A 21,457-nucleotide genomic window follows, 5' to 3' on the forward strand; every position below is an offset into this window, starting at 1 on the left:
CCGGCGGAGGGCATGTGCCACCCTCTGGCCCCATGTCCCTCTTCACACGCAGACCCCGCCACCTGCTGATACCCGCCATCCTGCTGCTCGCCCTCACCGCCTGCAGCGGCAACACAGGCACCGGCAGCGGCGACCCCCTCCCCGTCCCCCACGTACTCACCCCCACCTCCTCCCCGCAGGCGGCCAACGGCGGCCTGCTCACGAAGGGCATCCGCTGGTACGTCACGCACACGACGAACCAGCAGGGTGACCAGGGCCCCGAGATCCCGCACTCGTACTTCTTCATCGAGGACGACGACTCGGTACGCGGAAACCTCGGCTGCCACGACTTCACGGGCCGGGCACGGTGGAAGGGCAAGGACACCGTCGTGTTCACGGACTTCGTCAGGGAGCCGAACGAACCCGAGGGCGCCGCCAAGCCCTGCTCGAACGACGACAAGAGCTGGGAGGAGAACCTCCACTCCAAACTCACCGACGTGGAGCTGAACTACCGGGGCACCATCGACACGGGCGACTTCTACCTGGACCCCGACGGCGACCCCTACAGCACCGGAACCATCGCGATCAAGGCCGCACCCCACTCCCCCACCCTCCTGACGGACCAGAAGAGGTGGTCGATGGACGCCGTGGTGACGGGCTTCGACGGGAACTCGAAGACCGTTCTGGCGGAACGGACCGGCGGCAAGCCGTGGATCGAGTTCGGCAAGGACGGGTCCGTGGCGGGCGACACCGGCTGCTCGGAGTTCGAGGGCACCTGGACCTACGGGGAGTCGTACGACACCGTCAAGTTCTCCGGCGTACGACGCGACGGCGGCGCGTGCGACGCCGAACCCGCCTCCGCCATGGGCAAGTTCGACGCCGGGTTCTACAAGCTGACCGACGGCATCTTCAGCTGGACCTACCAGGCGGACATCCGGGCCCTCGACCTCAGCGGCGGCGACGAGGGCACACTGCACCTGCGCCACAAGAAGTGAGTCACGCCACAACCCCCGCCGAATTCAAGCGAGTTGGTCTCGGCCGACTCGCTACCATCCGACGATGCCCCGCCCACCCGGCCGGAAAATCGGCCCTCCCGCCGCCGCCCTCATACTCCTGCCCCTGCTCGCCACCACCGCGTGCAACACCGGCGACGACCCCGGTTCCGGCCCCCGCCCCGTGAAACCGGCCGCCTCAACTCCCTTCACCAGCACCGTGTTTCAACCCGGCCGCCCGCTTCCCCTGGTCGGCAGGAAGTGGGTCGTCTCCAACCGGACGAACGGCCAGGGCGACTGGTCCCCTCCCATCGAGGGCGTGCACTTCACCATCGCGGACGACCACTCGGTGTCCGGCAGCACGGGCTGCCACGACTTCACCGGCCGTGTCAGCTTCCCCGCCCCCCTCGACAAGAAGATCGTCTTCAAGAACCTGACCGCCGTCGGGGAGAACAAGTGCCCTGAAGAGGAGCCTCCCTTCGCCCAGTCCGGCTGGAAAGAAATGCTGGAACAGCCGGACATGAGCTACACGGTGTACGACGGCTCCCGCATGGAGATCAGCAACAGCGCCGGCCTGGAATCCAGCGGGTTCGCATCGGACAGCGCGCCCCTCACCCCGGAGCAGATCGGCCCGGTCACCGGCACCAAGTGGTTCCCCGACACCCCGGTCCGGCCAGTGGACCGGGCGCCGTACTTCTGGATCGAGGAGGACGGCACGGTACGCGGCTTCGGCGGCTGCCGCCGGTTCACGGCACGGGCCCGGGTGTCGGCCGCCGACCACACCATCGACTTCTCCGGCCTGACCCGGCAGGCCCCGTCCTCCTGCACCACCGACGAGCAGCGGGCGTACGAGAAGAAGTTCCTGGGGCGCCTCGACGGCCGCTGGAACTACACCCACCGCTTCCGGATGCTGATCCTCAAGGGGCGCGAGGACGGCAGCAAGCCCTTCGCCTCGTTCACGCCGGGCCGCCCCCTCCCGGCGGGAGGGCCCGTCCCCCGGCCCGCCGATCCCGCCGACCGCGCGACCGACGACGACCTGGCGGGAGCCACCTGGACGGTGCCGTCCGCCGGTTCCGGCGGCGCACCGGCCCCGTACTTCCACATCGACGAGGAGGGGTACCTCCTGGGCCACACCGGCTGCGAGGTCTTCGCCGCACGCGCGAGGATCACGCCCGACCGGGTGCGGATCCAGGATCTGGTCGAGGTGACGGCGGACGAAGCCACCTGCTCGGACCGGGACCGAACGGCCGGCCGGGACTTCCTCACCCGCATCGGCTCGGGCTTCACGTACGCCCGCGACGCACGGGGCGACGGCTGGGACGCCAAGTCCACGGCGACGGGGCAGGACTTCCGCCTCCTGCCCCGCCCGCAAGCCCCCGCCCAACTACCTCACTGACGCGAGAGGTTCTGTGCCGCCTCCGTCGCCCAGTACGTCAGGATCATCTGCGCACCCGCCCGCTTGATCCCGGTCAGCGACTCCAGGATCGCCTGCTCGCGGTCGATCCAGCCCTTCTCGGCGGCGGCCTCGACCATCGCGTACTCGCCGCTGATCTGGTAGGCCGCCACCGGTACGTCCGAGCTCTCGGCGACCTTCGCGAGGATGTCGAGGTACGGACCGGCCGGCTTGACCATCACCATGTCCGCGCCCTCCGCCAGGTCCAGCGCCAACTCCCGCAGCGACTCACGGGTGTTGGCGTAGTCCTGCTGGTATGTCTTGCGGTCGCCCTGCAGCGAGGACCCGACGGCCTCCCGGAACGGCCCGAAGAAGGCGCTCGCGTACTTCACCGTGTACGCGAGAATCGACACGTCCTCCCTCCCGATGCCGTCCAACGCATCGCGGATGACGCCGACCTGACCGTCCATCATGCCGCTCGGGCCGACCACGTGGGCGCCCGCGTCGGCCTGCACCTGGGCCATCTCCGCGTACCGCTCCAGCGTCGCGTCGTTGTCGACGCGCCCTTCCGCGTCGAGCACTCCGCAGTGCCCGTGGTCGGTGAACTCGTCCAGGCACAGGTCGGACATGACCACCAGGTCGTCGCCGACCTCCTCCCGCACCGCACGCAGCGCGACCTGAAGGATCCCGTCCGGGTCCGTCCCCGCCGTCCCCGCCGCGTCCTTCTTCGCGTCCTCGGGCACGCCGAACAGCATGATCCCGGAGACCCCTGCCGCCACGGCCTCAACTGCCGCCTTGCGCAAGGTGTCCAGCGTGTGCTGGTACACCCCGGGCATCGCGGAAATCGCCACCGGCTCGCTGATGCCCTCCCGCACGAACGCGGGCAGGATCAGATCGGCGGGGTGCAGCCGCGTCTCCGCCACCATGCGCCGCATCACAGGCGTCGTCCGAAGTCGGCGGGGCCGCGCCCCCGGAAAGGATCCGTAGTCAGTCATACGTCCACGCTAAACCCGCCCCGCACCCCCCGTTACCGACACCCTGCCGGTCCCCCTCCACCCACACCGAAAGGAATCACCGTGACGGACCAGACCGACCACCAGACCGACCACCAACCCCCTCCCCACCCCGACCTGGCCCGCCTCCACGCCGAACTCCGCCACCTCCGCGCCCGCGCCCACACCCACCCCCTCATCTCCCAGGCCCAGGGCATCCTCCAGGAGCGCTACACCCTCCCCGACGGCGAATCCGCCTTCGCCCTCCTCCAGCGCGCCTCCCAACAGCACAACGTCCGCATGCGGCTGCTCGTCGAGGCCGTCATCCGCACCCCGCAGCCGGACCCGTGCCACCACCCCCTCTGGTTCCCGCGGCGCACCCGCCTCCCGGCCCCGCCGCTCACCTACGAGGCGGCCCGCCGCACGAACGGCGACGCCCTCCACCAGGGCACCGTCCTGCGCTCCGTACTGAGCCAGCTGCTCGCCGTGACCGGCACCGACATGGGCAACGTGCAGCTCCCCGACCGGGTGCGCGGCGGCCTGCGCCTCGAACACCACACCGGTCTCTCCGAGGAGTTCGTCGACTTCTTCGCCCACGTCGGCGAGGAAGGCACCTCGTGCGCCGAGGCCGCCCGCATCGTCTCCCAGGTGACCATCAGGAACATCGAGTCCGACCCGCTCCTCGACGAGCCCTCCCGCCGGGCGATCCTGGAGGCGGGCAGCCGCGCCTCCCACAGCGCACCGCTGTTCACCCCGGCCGGGGTCTGCCTGGGCATGGTCTCGGCGCACATGGAGAGTCCGGTCAGGGCGATGACCACCGCGCAGAGCGCGGCCATGACGGAGCTCGGCGCCCAGGCCGGCCAGTGGCTCGCCTGGTACAACCGCACGGTCCTGCTCGACGCCCTGGAGTACCTCCACGCCCTGGGCACCCGCCGCCGCGGCACCGCCTCCAGACGCCGCTGAACCAGGCCCCGTACGTACGAGAAGTGCGAGAAGCACGAGAAGCACGAGAAGTACGAGAAAGGGGCGGGCCGGAGGTTAAGAAACCTCCGGCCCGCCCCGCACACTTCTCACACGGTGCTACGTGGTCCGCCGCCGCCGCGACCCCGGCCGCCGCTCGCTCGGCCGTGCCACGTGCTCGCCGGCCTCCAGGGCCGCCGCCCGCCGGGCCGCGCCGAATTCCGCCAGCGCCTCGGCCAGCTTGTGCACCGAGGGCTCCGGCGACAGCACGTCGACCCGCAGCCCGTGCTCCTCCGCGGTCTTGGCCGTCGCAGGGCCGATACACGCGATGACGGTCACGTTGTGCGGCTTGCCCGCGATGCCGACCAGGTTGCGCACCGTGCTGGAGGAGGTGAAGAGGACCGCGTCGAAGCCGCCGCCCTTGATCGCCTCCCGCGTGTCCGCCGGCGGCGGCGAAGCGCGCACCGTCCGGTAGGCGGTGACGTCGTCGACCTCCCAGCCCAGCTCGATGAGGCCCGCGACCAGCGTCTCCGTCGCGATGTCCGCACGCGGCAGGAAGACGCGGTCGATCGGGTCGAAGACCGGGTCGTACGGCGGCCAGTCCTCAAGCAGACCGGCGGCCGACTGCTCACCGCTCGGTACGAGGTCCGGCTTCACGCCGAACTCGACCAGCGAGGCGGCGGTCTGCTCGCCCACCGCGGCGACCTTGATCCCCGCGAAGGCACGCGCGTCGAGCCCGTACTCCTCGAACTTCTCCCGCACCGCCTTGACGGCGTTGACGGACGTGAAGGCGATCCACTCGTACCGTCCGGTGACCAGGCCCTTCACCGCCCGCTCCATCTGCTGCGGGGTGCGCGGCGGCTCGACCGCGATGGTCGGCACCTCGTGCGGCACCGCGCCGTACGAACGCAGCTGGTCGGAGAGCGAAGCCGCCTGCTCCTTCGTACGCGGAACGAGCACCCGCCACCCGAAGAGCGGCTTCGACTCGAACCACGACAGCTGGTCGCGCTGGGCAGCGGCGCTGCGCTCGCCGACCACGGCTATGACGGGCTGGTGGCCATCGGGGGACGGCAGCACCTTCGCCTGCTTGAGGACCTGGGCGACGGTCCCGAGCGTGGCGTTCCAGGTGCGCTGGCGCGTGGTGGTGCCCGCGACGGTGACCGTCATCGGGGTGTCGGGCTTGCGGCCCGCCGAGACCAGCTCGCCGGCCGCCGCGGCGACCGAGTCGAGCGTCGTGGAGACGACGGCCGTGGCGTCGCTCGCCCCGACCTCGCTCCAGCACCGCTCGTCCGCCGTACGGGCGTCCATGAAGCGCACGTCGGCCCCGGCCGCGTCCCGCAGCGGAACACCCGCGTAGGCGGGCACGCCGACCGCGGTGGCGACGCCCGGGACGACCTCGAAGGCGACGCCCTCGGCCGCGCAGGCGAGCATCTCCTCGGCGGCGTTGCCGTCGAGGCCGGGGTCGCCGGAGACCGCACGGACGACCCGCTTGCCGCCGCGCGCAGCCTCCATGACAAGATTGACCACGACCTTGGACGACATGGGCGTCCGGATCGCAGACGTGCCCGAAGTTACTGACGAGTCGTCAACTACGGCCAGTTGGGGCGTACTTACGCCCGCCTTGGCATGAGCACGTACGACGTCGAGCACAGCCGGCTCGGCGATCAGCACGTCGGCGCTCGCCAGCGCCTCGACGGCACGCAGAGTCAGCAGGCCCGGATCACCGGGGCCGGCGCCGAGGAAGGTGACGTGCCCGGGTGCGGAGAACACCGAGGACGCCGAGGATGCAGGTGTGGTGGTGGGGCTCAAAGTGCTCGCTCCCCCATAAGACCGGCCGCACCCTTGGCGAGCATCTCGGACGCGAGTTCGCGCCCCAGAGCCTGCGCGCCATGGTGCGACGTGGGTACGGGACCGGTAGTGGACAGCTGCACCAGCTCGGCGCCGTCGGTCGAGCCGACAACGCCCCGCAGGCGCATTTCATTGACAATCTGCCCGTCAACCAAGAAGTCGGCCAGGGCACCCACAGGTGCGCTGCAACCGGCCTCCAGGGCGGCGAGCAGGGCTCGCTCGGCCGTCACGGCGAACCGCGTCTGCGGGTCGTCGAGCTCGGCGAGCACGGCAGCGAGGTCGGCGTTGGACGCCGCGCACTCGATGGCCAGCGCCCCCTGACCGGGGGCGGGCAGCATCAGGTCGGTGGCCAGGAATTCGGTCACCTCGTCGACGCGGCCGATCCGGCGCAGCCCGGCCGCGGCGAGAACCACCGCGTCCAGCTCGCCGTTTCGTACGTATCCGACCCGGGTGTCGATGTTGCCCCGGATCGGCACAGTCTCGATCTTCATCCCGTGGCTGCGGGCGTACGCGTTCAGCTGCGCCATCCGGCGCGGCGAGCCGGTACCGACCCGCGCCCCCTCGGGCAGCTGCGCGAAGGTCAGCCCATCACGCGCCACGAGCACGTCGCGCGGGTCCTCCCGCACGGGTACGGCGGCCAGCGCCAGGTCGTCGGGCTGCGCGGTGGGGAGGTCCTTCAGCGAGTGCACGGCGAAGTCGACCTCGCCGTTCAGCAGGGCGTCGCGCAGCGCGGTGACGAAGACACCGGTGCCGCCGATCTGCGCCAGCTGCTCCTTCGACACGTCGCCGTACGTGGTGATCTCCACCAACTCCACGTCGCGCCCGGTCAGTTGACGCACTGCCTCGGCGACGTGTCCGGACTGGGCCATGGCGAGCTTGCTGCGCCGAGTCCCCAGCTTCAAGGCCGATCCGGCCTTAGCGGCATCAGTCATGCCCGCCCTCTCTTCGCACTCTCGGCACCGTCGGTGTCGTCTCGGTCGGCCTGCGGGCCCTTCTCGGGGCCGCCCTTGAGGCCGTCGGCCCGGCTCACCGCCGCGACCGTCTGCGGGTCGAGGTCGAAGAGCTCGCGCAGCGCGTCCGCGTACCCGGCGCCGCCGGGCTCGCTGGCCAGCTGCTTGACCCGTACGGTCGGCGCGTGCAGGAGCTTGTCGACCACGCGCCGTACGGTCTGCGTGATCTCCGCCCGCTGCTTGGCGTCGAGGCCGGGCAGACGGCCCTCCAGCCGGGCCACTTCATTGGTCACGACGTCGGCGGCCATGCTGCGCAGGGCGACCACGGTCGGGGTGATCTGGGCGGCCCGCTGGGCGGCGCCGAAGGCGGCCACCTCGTCGGCGACGATGGAGCGCACCCGGTCCACGTCGGCCGCCATCGGCGCGTCGGCCGCGGCGTCGGCCAGGGACTCGATGTCCACCAGGCGCACGCCGTCGAGCCGGTGCGCGGCGCCGTCGATGTCGCGCGGCATCGCCAGGTCGAGCAGCGCGAGCCGCACGGCCTTCCCGTCGGCGTCCAGCGGCCTGACCCGGGGCTGCGCCTGCGCGGCGAGCTCTCCGTTGTCGGCCCAGGCGCCGTGCAGTTCAAGGGAGTTGGGGTCGCTCTCGGCGCGTATCTGCGGCACATGACCGGACTCGGCCGCGCGTGCGGCGGCGTCGGCCTGCAGCCCCAGTGCGCCCGCGACGTCCTCGACGGTCAGGACGAGGCCGGTCGCGCCGGTGCAGGAGACCGCGACGTCGACTCGTGTCAGTTCCTCGGCCACGTCGTCCATCGGTACGGCGCGCGCGGCGCCGCCCGACTCGTTGAGGATCTCCGCGAGGCGCTCGGCGCGCTCGGCCGTCCGGTTCGCGACGACGACCTCGGCCACTCCGACCCGGACGAGGGTCGCGGCGGCCAGCGAGGACATCGAGCCCGCGCCGATCACCAACGCCCGCTTGCCGACGGCCCATTCGGCGACCGGCGCCCCGGCCGCGAGCTGTTCGAGGCCGAAGGTGACGAGGGACTGTCCGGCCCGGTCGATCCCGGTCTCGGAGTGCGCCCGCTTGCCGACCCGCAGCGCCTGCTGGAACAGGTCGTTGATCAGGCGGCCCGCGGTGTGCAGTTCCTGCCCGAGCGCGAGCGCGTCCTTGATCTGGCCGAGGATCTGCCCCTCGCCGACGACCATCGAGTCGAGCCCGCAGGCCACCGAGAAGAGGTGGTGGACGGCCCGGTCCTCGTAGTGCACGTACAGATAAGGGGTCAGCTCTTCGAGCCCCACCCCGCTGTGCTGGGCGAGCAGCGTCGACAGCTCGGCGACGCCCGCGTGGAACTTCTCCACGTCGGCGTACAGCTCGATGCGGTTGCAGGTGGCGAGCACCGTCGCCTCGGCGGCCGGCTCGGACGCGAGGGTGTCCTGGAGCAGCTTCGCCTTGGCGTCCGTGGCGAGCGAGGCACGCTCCAGCACGCTGACGGGCGCGCTGCGGTGGCTCAGCCCGACGACCAGAAGACTCATGCCGGCATCACGGCGGGCACGTCGCCGTCGGGTCCCTTCCGGTTCGGGCCCGCGTTCGGACCCGCGTCGCCGCCGCGCGCGGCGGGCGGCAGCAGGGCGGCAGCGGCGGCCTCGGCGTCGCCGGCCTTGCGCTGCTCGTGGAAGGCGAGGATCTGCAGCTCGATCGACAGGTCGACCTTGCGCACGTCCACCCCCTCCGGCACCTGGAGGACCGTCGGCGCGAAGTTGAGGATCGAGGTGACGCCCGCGGCGATCAGCCGCTCGCTGACCTGCTGGGCGGCGCCCGCCGGGGTCGCGATGACGCCGATGGACACACCGTTCTCGGCGATGATCTTCTCCAGCTCGTCCGTGTGCTGGACGGGCATCCCGGCGACCGGCTTCCCGGCCATCGCGGGGTCGGCGTCGATCAGCGCGGCGACCCGGAATCCGCGGGAGGCGAAGCCGCCGTAATTGGCGAGCGCGGCGCCGAGGTTGCCGATGCCGACGATGACCACGGGCCAGTCCTGGGTCAGGCCCAGCTCGCGCGAGATCTGGTAGACGAGGTACTCGACGTCGTAGCCGACCCCGCGCGTCCCGTAGGAGCCCAGGTACGAGAAGTCCTTCCGCAGCTTCGCGGAGTTGACCCCCGCGGCTGCGGCGAGTTCCTCCGACGACACGGTCGGGACCGAGCGCTCGGAGAGCGCGGTCAGGGCGCGCAAGTACAGCGGAAGGCGGGCGACGGTGGCCTCGGGAATGCCTCGGCTACGGGTCGCCGGTCGGTGAGTTCGGCCAGTTGCCACGGTGCTCCTGCGGGATGAGCGGGGCTGTAGGCGGCCGTATGTCCCAAGACCGCCCCGTCGGATGCAGGCTATGTCTTTGTGAACGCGTGCACAAAGATTGTGTCCGATTTGTCCAAGCAAAGTGACCGGGGTCACGCGTTCACGCCACGTCACCCTGGAACCGAAATACGCACGGTGACCTCGCGGTCCCATCGGGGGCAAACCGGTACACACTCCTCACAAGCCAGCCCCCAACTCAACCCAAACCGCCCCCGATGGTACGCGGCATCCCTGCGGCCCCAAGCCCCTGAGGCCGGCGCAGCCGCGCCTTCAGGGGCGCGGGGCCGCATCACTGTGCGGCTCCGCCGCGTGGGCGCGACCAGCCACGACGTGCCCGCACGTTCCAGCCCCCTACCCCCCGAGCTCCCGCCGAAGGCGCCCGGCGTCCACCTTCCAGAAGGTGTGCTGCTCCCCGTCCACCAGCACCACCGGAATCTGCTCCCAGTACTGCCGGTGCAGTTCCGCGTCCACGGAGATGTCCTTCTCCTCCCACCGCACCCCCAACTCCCCGCACACCGCCCCGACGACCGCCCGCGCGTCGTCGCACAGATGGCATCCGGGCTTGCCGATCAGCGTGACGAGACGCTCACCGGACTCCTTCTTCCTACGTCGCAGCAAAGGGCTCATCCCCCCATTCTGGCCGCCGTCCGGCGCGCCCCCGGCGCCGCCGTAACAGTCCGGACCCGGAGAGTTCACACCCCCGCATCCCACCGGATCGGGAACTCCCGAACAGAATGGCTATGCTCACGACATGGCCGCACTGGGATGGCTCACCCCCCGTAGGCGCTCCGCGACCGCACGGAGCGTGCTGGCGGGCGAGGCTGCAGCCGAAGCAGCACGCAAGTCGTCACAGGAGCTCGAAGAGCTGGAGGCGGCCCGCGCCGCCGCGCCCGATTCCGCCGACGAAACCCCCGCCGAACCCGAGTTCCCGGTCCCCGGCGACACCAAGGCCGCCGCCTTCTTCGACCTCGACAACACCGTCATGCAGGGCGCCGCGATCTTCCACTTCGGCCGCGGCCTGTACAAGCGGAAGTTCTTCGAGCGCCAGGAGCTGGTCCGGTTCGCCTGGCAGCAGGCCTGGTTCCGCCTCGCCGGCGTCGAGGACCCCGAGCACATGCAGGACGCCCGCGAGAGCGCCCTGTCCATCGTCAAGGGCCACAAGGTCTCCGAGCTGATGACCATCGGCGAGGAGATCTACGACGAGTACATGGCCGAGCGCATCTGGCCCGGCACCCGCGCCCTCGCCCAGGCCCACCTCGACGCGGGACAGAAGGTCTGGCTGGTGACGGCCGCCCCCGTCGAGACGGCCACGATCATCGCCCGCCGCCTCGGCCTCACCGGCGCCCTGGGCACGGTCGCCGAGTCCCACGACGGCATCTACACTGGCCGCCTGGTCGGCGAACCCCTGCACGGCCCCGCGAAGGCCGAGGCGGTCCGCGCGCTGGCCGCCGCCGAGGGCCTCGACCTCACCCGCTGCGCCGCGTACAGCGACAGCCACAACGACATCCCGATGCTGTCCCTGGTCGGCCACCCGTACGCGATCAACCCGGACGCCAAGCTCCGCAAGCACGCCCGCGAACGCGACTGGCGGCTGCGCGACTACCGCACAGGCCGCAAGGCCGCGAAGGTCGGCATCCCGGCCGCCGCGGGCGTCGGCGCTCTCGCGGGCGGCACCGCCGCGGCCCTCGCGCTGCACCGCCGCCGCCGCTGACACCTTCCGCTTCCGTACGGCCGATACGAACAAGGGCCGGGCCCGCCCCACTTCAGTGGGGCGGGCCCGGCCCTTCCGTGTCCCACGGCCAATCCCGAGGTCTTACCCCCGGGGCGCCCCCGCCAGTCGTCCTGTCTGCACTCGGCCACAACAGATCCTGCAATCAGGCAGATCGTGACCCGATTCGATCAACAACTAGTCAAGATCTGCTCCTTGATCCGCCCCGTAGACGTAACAGAAGCGACGGAAACGATGATTTGAGCAACTGGGTGTAGTGCTGCCTGTACGAAGCGTTATTCTCCTCAGACGCATTCCGGAACCCATTCATCAGCATCACGAGTGAACAGTCCGGCACTGCACGTGATGGAAGCTCTGCCTCTGGGAGTCCCGTGTACCCACACGTCGGGGTTGACGCCTCGGGCCTGGCTACGCTGCGCGCAACGGTCATCGACCGACTGCGCGGCTTCGTCCCCACCGCGTACGCCGTCCCCGCATTTGCCACCCCTGTAGCTGCAGGCCACTGCTACGCCCTGGCCGACGGCGGTGCCGCTGTCGGCAGACGCAGCCGCGGCGCCGCCAGCCCGGGCACCGGCACGTCCACCGTCCGTCGGCCCACCGCCGACAGCGACAGCGCGCGCATGATGGACCTCGTCGAGCGGGCGCAGGGCGGCGAGGCCGAGGCCTTCGGCCGCCTCTACGACCAGTACAGCGACACGGTCTACCGCTACATCTACTACCGCGTCGGCGGAAAGGCGACGGCAGAAGACCTGACCAGCGAGACGTTCCTGCGCGCCCTGCGGAGGATCTCCACCTTCACCTGGCAGGGCCGTGACTTCGGCGCCTGGCTGGTCACCATCGCCCGGAACCTGGTCGCGGACCACTTCAAATCGAGCAGGTTCAGGCTCGAAGTGACCACGGGCGAAATGCTCGATGCCAATGAAGTCGAGCGAAGTCCGGAGGACTCCGTCCTGGAGTCGCTCTCCAACGCGGCCCTCCTGGAAGCCGTGCGAAAGCTCAATCCACAGCAGCAGGAATGCGTCACACTCCGGTTCCTGCAAGGGCTCTCGGTCGCCGAGACCGCCCGTGTCATGGGCAAGAACGAGGGTGCGATCAAGACCCTCCAGTACCGGGCCGTCCGCACCCTGGCCCGGCTCCTCCCCGACGACGCCCGCTAGCGACATCCCCCGACGACGCCCGGTGACCGTTCGATCACCGGGCGTCGAAGTTCGCGCGCAATCCTGCACAACTGGCAGTCGGATCATCTTTCGTCCGTAACCCAAGTGCCCAGAGGCTCGTTGTGCGGAATGCAGGCTCCCTGCGGTCACGCCATGCCCGCAGCCACTCACCCAATCGTGTGGATGCGCTCATGGCGTGCAACCTTCCGGACCACCCGGGGAGTCGATCGTCATGACGAGAGGAGGTGCCGCCAGTGATCGCGAATGTATCGGCGCACCGGCGGGCCAACGCCTTCGCCCAGGCCCTGGAGGACCAGGAACTCCAGGGCACGGCGGCCGAACAGCCCGAAGGTACGGCCGGAGCAGCCGAAAGGCCTGCTGACCAGGGAGCACTGCTGTCCCTGGTCACAGACCTGGGCGGCCTGCCCGCACCGAAGATGGACCCCGAGGTCAAAGTGGTGCAACGAGCCCAGCTCGTCGCCGCCATGGAAGCCATGATGCTGGAAGGCACCGCAGCGGGCCCCACGGGCCCTCAAGTGCCCGAACAGCGCACGGGGCGGGGCGCCCACCGGGCGACCGCCCTCCGCAAACTGCGCCCCCGCTCCCGCTGGTCGAAAGGCCTGGCGGCGGGCGGACTCACCGTGGGTGTGGTCGGCGGAGCCTTCGGCGGCGTAGCCGCTGCCAGCTCCAACGCCCTCCCCGGTGATTCGCTGTACGGGCTCAAGCGCGGCATGGAAGATCTGAAGCTCACCATGGCGGACGACGAGTCCGACCGGGGCCAGATCTACCTCGACCAGGCGTCCACCAGGCTCCAGGAGGCCCGACGCCTCATGGAACGGGGCAGGGCAGCCGACCTCGACCACGAGCAACTGGGCGAAGTAAGACGCACGTTGACCGGGATGAAGCACGACGTGGGCGAGGGCCACCGGCTGCTCCACGAGGCGTACGAGAGAGACGGGAACATCGGCCCCATCCAGGCCCTGGACGCGTTCGCCCAGTCCCACCGCGACAGCTGGAGCAGTCTGCGCGGTCTGCTGCCCGCCCAGCTCGGCGACGTGGGCTCGCAGGTGAGCTCGGTCTTCGACGCCATAGACCAGGAGGTCGGACCGCTGCGGTCGCTGCTGCCCAAGCTTCCGCAGTCGGACCAGAAGCCAGCCGCCCCGGGCGCCCACAAGGACCGCCCCGGCACCCCCCACCGCTACGACGGGACGCGCCCCGCCGCACCCGGCTCCACCCCCGGCAGCCCCCACCAGGGCCGACCGGGCAGCCCACCGCCCGCGACCTCCGACGGCAAGCCGTCCGAAGGCCTGATCGGCGGCGCGGGCGACCTGCTGGACCCCCCGTCCGGCAAGCCCGCCCCGCCCGCCGCACCCGGCAAGCCGGGCGACCCCGGCAAGAACCCGACCGTCCCCGACGTCACGATCCCGCCCATCCTCCCGGACGTACTCCCGGGCCTGGGCATCGACGGCGAGGACCTCGGCAAGCAGTAATCGCCAGCAACTGCCGTGCAGCGGCGGCCGGTTCGCTCTCTTCGGCCTAGAAGAAGACCGACCGCCGCTGCACCAGCAGCTTGGCCCCTCCGTCTGCTGTCCTCGCACCGCTGCGCGGGCTTCGGACAGCTGCGCCGGACTCCGTCCGCCGACCTGCAGCCCATCCCCTGAGCCGGCAAGCCCCTCGGCCCAGAAGGCCCCGGCCTAGAAGAACACCGACCGCCGCTGCACCAGCAGCTTGTAGAGCGTGTGCTGGATCTGTTCGCGCACCTGGTCCGTCAGGTTGAACATCAGCATCGGGTCCTCCGCCGCCTCCGCCGAGTACCCCTTGGTCTCGATCGGCTCGCCGAACTGGATCGTCCACTTCGTCGGCAGCGGCACCGCCCCCAGCGGCCCCAGCCACGGGAACGTCGGCGTGATCGGGAAGTACGGGAAGCCCAGCACCCGGGCCAGTGTCTTCGCGTTCCCGATCATCGGGTAGATCTCCTCCGCGCCCACGATCGAGCACGGCACGATCGGCGCCCCCGCCCGCATCGCGGTCGACACGAAGCCGCCCCGCCCGAACCGCTGCAGCTTGTAGCGGTCGCTGAACGGCTTCCCGATCCCCTTGAACCCCTCGGGCATCACCCCGACCAGTTCGCCGCGCTCCAGCAGCGCCTGCGCGTCCTCCGCGCACGCCAGGGTGTGCCCGGCCTTGCGCGCCAGCTCGTTCACCACCGGCAGTACGAAGACGAGGTCGGCGGCGAGCAGCCGCAGGTGCCGCCCCGCCGGATGCTCGTCGTGCACCGCCGCCTGGAGCATCAGCCCGTCCAGCGGCAGCGTCCCGGAGTGGTTGGCGACGATCAGCGCCCCGCCGTCGGCGGGGACGTTCTCGATGCCCTTCACCTCCACCCGGAAGTACTTCTCGTAGAACGGCCGGATCATCGACATCAGGACCTGGTCGGTGAGCTCCTTGTCGTACCCGAACTCGTCGACCTCGTAGTCCCCGGTGATCCGCCGCCGCAGGAAGGCGAGACCGCCCGCGATCCGCCGGTCCCAGCCGCCGCCCTGCTCGACGGCCTCGGGGGCCGCCGCGGGGACCTCGGGCGTCTCGGGAGCCTCGGGGGACGTCCCCTGCTGCTCCGGTACGGGCGCGAGCGCGGCGCCCCCGCCGGCCGCCGCTGACCCGCTCTTCCGGCCGCCGGCGCCGCGCTTCCCCGAGGCCGGGCGCGCGGCCCCGGTGCCCCGCCGCGACCGCGGCTCGTCGCCGAAGGGGATGACCTTGGCATCGGCCATGTCAGATGCGCTCCTTGGGTTCTTCCGTACGGTTCTGGCGGTCCTGGCCGTTCTCGCCGTTCACTTGGTCCTGGCCGTTCGGGCCGTTCCGGCGGACGAAAGCGGCGGTCCGGTCCACGGCGGACGCCAGCATCTCGGGCGGCAGCAGCCCCCCGCCCCGGCTGCGCGCGAAGTCCGCGAAGGCCTCCACGGTCGTGTACTTGGGTTCAAAGCCGAGCGTCTCGCGCATCTGCGTGGTCCGCACCACCCGCCCGTGCGTCAGCAGCCGGATCTGCTCGGGCGAGAAGTCGCTCATCCCCACCGTCCGCAGCGCGGACCCCACCCACCGTACGGCGGGCAGCAGGAACGGCACCGTCGGCCGCCCCAGCCTGCGCGCACACTGCGACAGCAGCAGCACCCCGTCGCCCGCGATGTTGAAGGTCCCGCTGTTCAGCGTGGAACGCCGGGGCTCGTGCGCGGCGATCCGCAGCACCTCCACCACGTCGTCCTCGTGCACGAACTGGAGCCTCGGGTCGTACCCGAGCACCGTCGGCAGCGCGGGCAGCGAGAAGTAGTCGGCGAGCGGCGAGTCCGCACACGGCCCCAGGATGTTCGCGAACCGCAGCACGCACACCGCCACGTCAGGACGCCGCCGCGCGAAGCCCCTGACGTACCCCTCGACCTCGACGGCGTCCTTCGCGAAGCCGCCGCTGGGCAGCGCCTTCGGGGACGTCGTCTCGGTGAAGACGGCCGGATCGCGCGAGGCGGACCCGTACACGCTCGTACTGGACTTCACGACCAGGCGCTGCACGGCCGGCGACTTCTGGCACGCGCCGAGCAACTGCATGGTGCCGATGACGTTGGTCTCCTTGACCGTGGTCCGGCCGCCGCCACCGGCCAGCGGGGTCCCGGTCACGTCCATGTGGACGACCGTGTCGACCCCGTACTCGGCGAGAACCCGGGCGATCGCGGGCTGCCGGATGTCCGCCCGGACGAAATCCGCCCCGCCGAGATGGTGCTCGGGCGGAACGGCATCGACCCCGATCACCCGGTCCACCTCGGGGTCCCGCTGCACGCGCCGCACGAAGCGGCCCCCCAGCTGCCGGGCCACACCTGTGACGAGCACGACCTTGCCCAAGATCAGCGCCTTCCCTCGGTCTCCCCGGGCTCCCCCGGGTCTCCCCGAGTCTCCCCGGGTCCCCTGAGAGCCACCGTAGCGCTTGGATGTTGCGCTGTGATGACCGCACAGCACACTCGGCCACAGGCCCCGTAACACCGCCGCCCACAACGCAGAGCGGCCCCTTTGCCATTGCTGGCAAAGGGGCCGCTCCGTATTGCGTACAGCTGTCGCTTACTTCTTGTTGCGACGCTGAACGCGAGTGCGCTTCAGCAGCTTGCGGTGCTTCTTCTTAGCCATCCGCTTACGCCGCTTCTTGATAACAGAGCCCACGACTACCCTCGCTCACTACTCGGAACACCTCCGCGTCAGCGGAGATCGGTGCGGGGCGTCTGGGCCCACACGACCTAGCAAGGGCCTAGCCTACCCGCCACCGAGTGAGTGACGTAATCCGAGGGGAATCTAAGCCGTCTCCACCCCCACGAAGGACTCGCGGAGGTACTCGTGCACCGCTTGCTCCGGAACCCGGAAAGACCTGCCCACCCGGATCGCCGGCAGATGACCGCTGTGCACCAAGCGGTACACGGTCATCTTCGACACTCGCATCACCGAGGCGACTTCCGCCACGGTCAGAAACTTGACCTCGTTGAGAGGCCTCTCGCCTGCAGCAGTCATGACCCACCTGTACCTTCCGCACATGACGCGCACCGGCTTCCCCTTCCGGTGACTCTTCGTCGCTGTGCGCTCACTCCCCAGACTAGGGGCGTGTGATGCGAGTGGGGAAGAGGAGATGCGATCGGCCCGCTACCGTGACAGACACGCTCGATTGAGTACATAGCGAGTAAGCGGTCGGTAGTAATCAGACCGCACACCGTCATCAAGTGGAACGACCACGGACACCTGCCCCTCGGCCTCTCCGACGAACAGCGCGGGGTCGTCCACATCCGCCAACCCGATCGCCTCAAACCCCAGCTGACCTGCACCGCAGACCCATCCGTGGTCCCCCACAACCAGCCCCGGAAGCGGCCCTCCACCCTCTGCCGCAGCCTCCAGAACCACCCGAACCGGGAGCGGGGAATGGGAGTGCACGCCGGTGTCACTCGTGCTCCCCCGTGCGCCGGGTTCTCGCACCAGCGCGACTCCTCGTACGTAGTCAAGGTTGTACGTACGTACGCCGAACCGGGTCGTTATGTCGACACGGCGCCCCTGCGCGGGGGTGAGCACTTCACACCCCGCCGCCGACAAAGCGTCTGCCAAGCCGCCGTAGAACGCCGTCAGGCGGTGCGGATGCCCGGTTCCGAACAGCACCGGGAGCCCCTTCCCTGCCGCCTCCCCCACCCTCTCCGCAAAGGCATCGAGCGCCACCAACGTCCGCTCCGGATCAATGACATCGGGCCCCACCCGATATCCCGGATCCGCCGACACCCCGCACCTCTCCGCCATCAATTCCAACAACTCCCCCTCCCCCCACCCCCGTTCGGGCTCCAGCCCCAACAACACCCGCGGATCCCCCGCCCCGAACGCCCGATAACTCCGCAGACTCGCCTCCCGCGAAGTAGCCACGACCCCCGCCAATCCGGCCTGCACCAAATGCGCCCTGAGCGCCCCGCTCCTCAACACCCCACCATGCTCCCGAACCCCCCACCCCCTGTCCCCAAAACCCCACCCCACCCACACCCTTGGCCTAACCCCCAACCCCCCAGCCCCTAGCCCTCTTGGGCAGCGGGGCCGCCCCTTCACCCGCTCTCCCCCCCCGGCCGTCTCCTTAGGCAGCGGGGCCGCCCCTCACCCGCTCCCGCCGTCTCCTTGGGCAGCGGGGCCGCCCCCGGGGGCGGAACGGGTGGGCAAGGGGGCGGCCCCCACGCGGAGCACCCCCGCCCACCCCGGCCCACGCCCACTCCCGCCCGACCGGCACGCCGAACCGGAGCCGGCAAGGAGGGGGAGCGCAGGGGGAAGCCCCCACCCCCCTACGCCAACAACCCCCTCAACGGAAACACCGCCCTCCGCACCGCCACCACCGCCTGATCCACCCGATCCGAAGGGTCGTACCCCTCCTCCCACCCCCGCCAGGCCACCGTCCGCCCATCCGTCATCCGCCCCGGCCCCAACTCCCGCGTCAGCGCGAAGACTTCGTCCTTCCAAGAGGCCGGAATCACCGACTCCGGATCCACCGGCCGATGCGCCGCGATCCCCACCAGATGCGTCCACGACCGCGGCACCACGTCCACCACCGCATATCCCCCGCCCCCGAGGGCAATCCACCGCGCACCCTCCACGTACTCGTGCGCCAGCTCATGACAGGCCGCCTGCACCGCCCGCTGAGCGTCCAGCGACACCGCCAGATGCGCCAACGGGTCCTCGAAGTGCGTATCCGCCCCATGCTGGCTGACCAGCACCTGCGGCCGGAAATCCGCCAACAGCTCCGGCACCACCGCATGGAAGGCCCGCAGCCACCCCGCGTCCCCGGTCCCCGCCGGCAGCGCCACATTCACCGCGCTGCCCTCCCCGGCGCCCTCGCCACCCGTCTCCTCCGGCCACCCCGTCCCCGGAAACAACAACCTCGGGTGCTCGTGCAACGAGATCGTCAACACCCGCGGATCGTCCCAGAAGGCCGTCTGCACACCGTCCCCGTGATGCACATCCACATCGACGTACGCGACCCGCTCGACACCCATCTCCAACAGCCGCGCGATCGCCAGCGCCGCGTCGTTGTAGATGCAGAACCCCGCCGCAGCCCCCGGCATCGCATGGTGCAGTCCGCCCGCGAAGTTCACCGCGTGCGACGCGTCGCCCCGCCACACCGCCTCCGCGGCCCCCACCGACTGCCCGGCGATCAGCGCGGACGCCTCATGCATGCCCACGAAGGCCGGATCGTCGTCGGTCCCCAGCCCGTACGCCTGATCCGCGTCCCGCGGCGCCCTCGAAGCCGCCCGCACCGCCGCGACGTAGTCCTCCCGGTGCACGAGCTGCAACGTGGAGTCCCCCGCCGCCGGCGCGGCCACCATCTCCACCGCCCCGTCGAGCCCGTAGGCCCGTACCAGCCCCATGGTCAGCGCGAGCCTGACCGGATCCATCGGATGGTTCTTCCCGAAGTTGTACGCCGTGACGGCGTCATCCCACATCAACAGTGCGCGGCCGCTCATGCCCGCCACCGTATCGGTCGCCCTCGGCCTCGAACGACCGGGCGTACACCAGCGTCACGAGCACCAGAACCATCGGCACGAGCATCGCCCCCCGGTAGTTCCACGCGTCCCCGATCGCCCCCACCAAGGGCGACCCGACCAGGAATCCCACGTAGTTGAAGACGTTCAGCCGAGCCACCGCCACATCACTGTGGGCCGGAAACATCCGCCCCGCCGCCGCGAAGGTCTGCGGAACGATCACGCACAACCCGAGCCCCAGCAGCGTGAATCCAGCCATCCCCAGCCACGCCCCGGAAGCCGCCGCCACCACCGCGAACCCCGCAGCGGCGACAACGGCCCCGCACCGCACCACCGCCACCGCTCCGAACCGCCGCACCCCGAAGTCCCCCACGGCCCGCCCGAGCAGCGTCGTCACCATGTAGACGTTGTACGGAACGGTCGCCAGCGCCTCCGACGAACCCAGCACGTCCTGCAGGTACTTGGCGCTCCAGTTCGACACCGTCGAGTCGCCGATGTACGCGAAGGCCATCACCATGCACAGCGGCAGCAACAGCTTGAACGAGAAGCCCCCCGCCCCCTTCGCACCGACCCCGGCACCGGCGGCGACGGCCCCCTGCCCCTCTCCTGCCACCGCGTCCACGTACCACCGGCTCCCCACCAGCACCACGGGCACCAGAACACACACCACCGGCAGATACGACACCAGGAGCGACAGCTCCCAGTGCGCCCCCACCCAGGCCAACGAGGCCCCGGCGATCCCCCCGAGGCTGTACGCCGCGTGAAAACCGAGCATGATGCTGCGCCCGTACGCCCGCTGAAGGCTCACCCCGAGCATGTTCATCGAGGCGTCCAGCATGCCCACCGCGAGCCCGAACACCCCGAGCGCCAGCGCCACGTGCCACATCTCGCGGCCCGCCCCCACACCGAGGAGGGCGAGCAGCACGACCGGCTGGGACCACCGCAGCACCCGCGCCGGCCCCACCCGTTTCGCCAACGCCTCGGCCACGAAGCTCCCCGCCCCGGCCAGGATCGGCACCGCGGCCAGGAAGATCGGAAGCACCGCGTCCGACATCCCGTACTGCTTCTGCAGCGCCGGTATTCGGGTCACGAGGATCGCGAAGGCCAGGCCCTGCGCGAAGAAGCTCAACGCCAAGGAAGCCCTGCCGTGCCGCAGGCGCGCATCTGTCATGAACGGTGAGAGTACGACCCCGGACTACCCATGGGTAGATGGATCACACACCCAATCCGGCACCCCTTCCGGCACCCCATCCGGGCCGGCCCCGCCCCGCTCTCAGTCGAGCAGCCCGAGCAGTTCCTTCATGTCCGAGAAGTACCCGTTGGCTCCGTCCAACCGCTCGACGGGCGTCATCGCGGTGAACCCGTACACGTCCATCCCGGCGGCCCGTGCCGCCGCCACCCCGAGCGGACTGTCCTCGACCACCACACACCGCTCGGGCGCCACCCCCATCCGCTCGGCCGCGTACAGGAACAGATCCGGCGCCGGCTTCCCCTTCCCCACGTCCTCGGAGCTGAACAGCCACTCCTCCTCGAACCACTCGTCGAGCCCGGTCCTCAGGTGCCCTGCCCTGATCCGGTCGTGACTCCCCGAGGAGGCCACACAGTACGGAACCCCGTCGGCGACCAGGCCGCCCAGGACGTCCTCGACTCCGGGCACGGGCTGAAGCTCCCGCTCGAAACCGGCCACGATTCTCTGGTGCAGCGTCTGCTCGAAGTCCGTCGGCAGTTCCTGTCCGGTCCTCTCCCTGATGAGGTCGTGCACACGGTGCACGGCGGCTCCCATGTAGTCCCGCAGGGATTCGTCGTACGTCGTGGGGTGCCCGAGCTCGGTCAGGTACCCGGAGAGAATCCGGTTGGCGAGCGGCTCGCTGTCCACGAGCACGCCGTCGTTGTCGAAGATCACCAGTTCGTAGCGCATGAACTGACCATAAACGCAAAAAAGCCGCTGCCCCCGAGTCAACAGACTCGGGGGCAGCGGCTTTTTTAAAATTTGTTCGGCGGCGTCCTACTCTCCCACAGGGTCCCCCCTGCAGTACCATCGGCGCGGAAAGGCTTAGCTTCCGGGTTCGGAATGTAACCGGGCGT

The 21,457-nt window shown here is 70.4% G+C and carries 20 protein-coding genes and 1 rRNA gene; 6 read left to right on the forward strand and 15 right to left on the reverse strand.

From position 1 onward, the window contains the following. The first annotated feature begins 32 nt into the window (after window positions 1-32). Window positions 33-974 (forward strand): META domain-containing protein, encoded by a 942-nt coding sequence (locus ACH4SP_RS24910; protein ID WP_398417725.1) that lies wholly within the window; start codon window positions 33-35, stop codon window positions 972-974. 64 nt (window positions 975-1,038) lie between these two features. Continuing rightward, window positions 1,039-2,367: an META domain-containing protein gene (locus ACH4SP_RS24915; protein ID WP_398417726.1), complete on the forward strand. Its 1,329-nt coding sequence runs from the start codon at window positions 1,039-1,041 to the stop codon at window positions 2,365-2,367. Here ACH4SP_RS24915 and hemB read toward each other — a convergent pair. Continuing rightward, window positions 2,361-3,359, reverse strand: a complete 999-nt coding sequence (gene hemB / locus ACH4SP_RS24920; protein ID WP_398417727.1) for a porphobilinogen synthase — start codon at window positions 3,357-3,359, stop codon at window positions 2,361-2,363. The two genes, ACH4SP_RS24915 and hemB, sit on opposite strands and share 7 nt — an antisense overlap. 81 nt (window positions 3,360-3,440) lie before the next feature. On the opposite strand from hemB, the gene ACH4SP_RS24925 reads away from it, so the two are divergent. Continuing rightward, window positions 3,441-4,319, forward strand: a complete 879-nt coding sequence (locus ACH4SP_RS24925) for an ANTAR domain-containing protein (protein ID WP_398417728.1) — start codon at window positions 3,441-3,443, stop codon at window positions 4,317-4,319. Between the two features lie 117 nt (window positions 4,320-4,436). Here the strand turns inward: ACH4SP_RS24925 and ACH4SP_RS24930 are convergent, their stop codons facing one another. The 5 genes from ACH4SP_RS24930 to ACH4SP_RS24950 all read right to left on the reverse strand — a co-directional run bounded on the left by ACH4SP_RS24930 (window position 4,437) and on the right by ACH4SP_RS24950 (window position 10,091). Continuing rightward, entirely contained in the window at window positions 4,437-6,125 is a 1,689-nt protein-coding gene (locus tag ACH4SP_RS24930) for a uroporphyrinogen-III synthase (protein ID WP_398417729.1), read from the reverse strand. Further along, entirely contained in the window at window positions 6,122-7,096 is a 975-nt protein-coding gene (gene hemC / locus ACH4SP_RS24935) for a hydroxymethylbilane synthase (protein WP_398417730.1), read from the reverse strand. Before hemC ends, ACH4SP_RS24930 begins: the two co-directional genes overlap by 4 nt. Next, window positions 7,093-8,646 carry a glutamyl-tRNA reductase gene (locus ACH4SP_RS24940; protein WP_398417731.1) on the reverse strand — a complete coding sequence of 518 codons (1,554 nt, stop codon included), beginning with the start codon at window positions 8,644-8,646 and terminating at the stop codon, window positions 7,093-7,095. The genes hemC and ACH4SP_RS24940 overlap by 4 nt, the downstream gene beginning before the upstream one ends. Further along, window positions 8,643-9,425: a redox-sensing transcriptional repressor Rex gene (locus ACH4SP_RS24945; RefSeq protein WP_398417732.1), complete on the reverse strand. Its 783-nt coding sequence runs from the start codon at window positions 9,423-9,425 to the stop codon at window positions 8,643-8,645. The genes ACH4SP_RS24940 and ACH4SP_RS24945 overlap by 4 nt, the downstream gene beginning before the upstream one ends. A gap of 390 nt (window positions 9,426-9,815) precedes the next feature. Continuing rightward, window positions 9,816-10,091 (reverse strand): glutaredoxin family protein, encoded by a 276-nt coding sequence (locus tag ACH4SP_RS24950; protein ID WP_398417733.1) that lies wholly within the window; start codon window positions 10,089-10,091, stop codon window positions 9,816-9,818. Between the two features lie 124 nt (window positions 10,092-10,215). Here ACH4SP_RS24950 and ACH4SP_RS24955 point away from each other — a divergent pair, with 124 nt between their 5' ends. From ACH4SP_RS24955 to ACH4SP_RS24965, 3 genes are all read left to right on the forward strand, one after another. Further along, the gene (locus ACH4SP_RS24955) at window positions 10,216-11,175 is read left to right on the forward strand and encodes an HAD family hydrolase (RefSeq protein ID WP_398417734.1); all 960 of its coding nucleotides are present in this window, start codon (window positions 10,216-10,218) and stop codon (window positions 11,173-11,175) included. A 389-nt stretch (window positions 11,176-11,564) separates the two neighbouring features. Then, window positions 11,565-12,350: an ECF subfamily RNA polymerase sigma factor, BldN family gene (locus tag ACH4SP_RS24960; RefSeq protein ID WP_398417735.1), complete on the forward strand. Its 786-nt coding sequence runs from the start codon at window positions 11,565-11,567 to the stop codon at window positions 12,348-12,350. A gap of 254 nt (window positions 12,351-12,604) precedes the next feature. Next, window positions 12,605-13,840, forward strand: coding sequence for a DUF5667 domain-containing protein (locus ACH4SP_RS24965; RefSeq protein ID WP_398417736.1), 1,236 nt, complete (start codon window positions 12,605-12,607; stop codon window positions 13,838-13,840). A gap of 204 nt (window positions 13,841-14,044) precedes the next feature. Here the strand turns inward: ACH4SP_RS24965 and ACH4SP_RS24970 are convergent, their stop codons facing one another. The 9 genes from ACH4SP_RS24970 to rrf form a co-directional block, all read right to left on the reverse strand. Next, window positions 14,045-15,115: a lysophospholipid acyltransferase family protein gene (locus ACH4SP_RS24970; RefSeq protein ID WP_398417737.1), complete on the reverse strand. Its 1,071-nt coding sequence runs from the start codon at window positions 15,113-15,115 to the stop codon at window positions 14,045-14,047. Window position 15,116: 1 nt separating this feature from the next. Continuing rightward, the gene (locus tag ACH4SP_RS24975; protein WP_398417738.1) at window positions 15,117-16,232 is read right to left on the reverse strand and encodes an NAD-dependent epimerase/dehydratase family protein; all 1,116 of its coding nucleotides are present in this window, start codon (window positions 16,230-16,232) and stop codon (window positions 15,117-15,119) included. Window positions 16,233-16,445: 213 nt separating this feature from the next. Further along, a complete protein-coding gene (locus ACH4SP_RS24980) occupies window positions 16,446-16,544 on the reverse strand; it encodes a 30S ribosomal protein bS22 (RefSeq protein WP_003948845.1) in 99 nt (32 codons plus the stop codon). A 129-nt stretch (window positions 16,545-16,673) separates the two neighbouring features. Beyond that, window positions 16,674-16,886: a helix-turn-helix domain-containing protein gene (locus ACH4SP_RS24985; protein WP_398417739.1), complete on the reverse strand. Its 213-nt coding sequence runs from the start codon at window positions 16,884-16,886 to the stop codon at window positions 16,674-16,676. 129 nt (window positions 16,887-17,015) lie between these two features. After that, window positions 17,016-17,831: a phosphatase gene (locus ACH4SP_RS24990; RefSeq protein WP_398417740.1), complete on the reverse strand. Its 816-nt coding sequence runs from the start codon at window positions 17,829-17,831 to the stop codon at window positions 17,016-17,018. 347 nt (window positions 17,832-18,178) lie between these two features. Further along, window positions 18,179-19,354, reverse strand: a complete 1,176-nt coding sequence (locus tag ACH4SP_RS24995) for an acetoin utilization protein AcuC (RefSeq protein ID WP_398417741.1) — start codon at window positions 19,352-19,354, stop codon at window positions 18,179-18,181. Further along, entirely contained in the window at window positions 19,323-20,543 is a 1,221-nt protein-coding gene (locus ACH4SP_RS25000) for an MFS transporter (RefSeq protein WP_398417742.1), read from the reverse strand. The genes ACH4SP_RS24995 and ACH4SP_RS25000 overlap by 32 nt, the downstream gene beginning before the upstream one ends. Window positions 20,544-20,645: 102 nt before the next feature. Then, window positions 20,646-21,290, reverse strand: coding sequence for an HAD family hydrolase (locus ACH4SP_RS25005; protein ID WP_398417743.1), 645 nt, complete (start codon window positions 21,288-21,290; stop codon window positions 20,646-20,648). A gap of 74 nt (window positions 21,291-21,364) precedes the next feature. Then, window positions 21,365-21,457 (reverse strand): 5S ribosomal RNA (gene rrf / locus ACH4SP_RS25010); the annotation flags it as partial.

It is taken from the genome of Streptomyces sp. NPDC021093 (genome assembly GCF_044333135.1).
Taxonomy (GTDB): domain Bacteria; phylum Actinomycetota; class Actinomycetes; order Streptomycetales; family Streptomycetaceae; genus Streptomyces.